At 43.2% G+C, this 1168-nt stretch carries 1 pseudogene; it reads right to left on the bottom strand.

The features are described 5' to 3' along the window. A pseudogene (locus AB4653_RS18545) lies at positions 1–912 on the bottom strand (histidine kinase); the annotation flags it as partial. Between the last annotated feature and the right edge of the window lie 256 nt (positions 913–1168).

The following is a 1168-nucleotide window of genomic DNA, read 5'->3' on the forward strand; positions in this document are numbered from 1 at the left end:
GGATACCGCCCCTACCACCTCACCAGCCACTATAATTGGGCTGCGATTAGCAATGATTCGCTTATTGTTCAGGTACAGCTCAACATCGTGATCGGTATCGCCAGTCGATAACAGCTGTTCTAAGTCACTGCCCGCTAATACATCTGATAGACGTTGCTGATTGAGTGCTTTATCTCGGTCTATGGACAAAATATCGCACGCGCTTTTGTTTATTGAGCGCAAAATGCCGTTCTTATCAATGCTCAAAATACCTTCTTTCACGGTACTCATAGTCACATCAAGTTCTACATATAAGCGGCCAATTTCTTCAGGCTCAAAGCCTAAAATAGCGCGCTGAAAACGGCGAGACACATAGCTTGAAATCACCGCATTGACGGCAACCACCAGCAACGCCATCACAATCAAAAAGGCTAAGTAAGGTTCAATTCTGTCTTGTAACGAGTCCAACAAGTAGCCAACCGACACCACGCCAATGACAGTGCCTTGTGGGTCTTTAACCGCGGATTTACCACGGACAGAAAAACCAAGTGATCCTTTGGCCGTCGACACATAAGATTCACCCAACACCAATGCTTTTTGGTTATCACCACCGCGCATGGGTTTACCAAGCCGGTCATCATAAGGGTGAATCATGCGGATACCTTTATCATCTCCCACAACGATAAACGCCGCGCCAATGAGCTGGGTAAGGTTTCGAAATTTAACTTGAGTTTCTTCAGACAGAACGTAGGGAGCGCCATTAGGGCCCATCGTTCCATTTTCTTGAATAATGCTGGTGACAAGTGGCGATTCAGACAGAAATTCAGCAACACCTAACGCTTTCAAACCCATCTCTTGTTCTTGAGATTGTTTGATGTAGTAAAAACCAGCACCTGAGAGTATCAAAAGCTCAACAAGGCCAGTGACCGTCATGATAATCAGTAACCTTTTACGGAAACTGATACTGCTCCATTTCATATTCCACCGTCCCTAGTGTTAGACGAATGATGTTAACACTAAGTTAACCGCATGACCTTTCTAGCTATGCGAATTTGTGACTGTTACTCAACTAAATAATTGAGCAGATTGTTAATTGATAATCCTTTACGTTATTCATTTCGATTAATCGTTCATTTTTAGAACGGATTAGCTTAAAAAGCAAAGTAAACGAATGAATATTGAGCTAGAT

The organism is Vibrio sp. 10N.222.48.A3 (assembly GCF_041475345.1).
Taxonomy (GTDB): domain Bacteria; phylum Pseudomonadota; class Gammaproteobacteria; order Enterobacterales; family Vibrionaceae; genus Vibrio; species Vibrio tasmaniensis_A.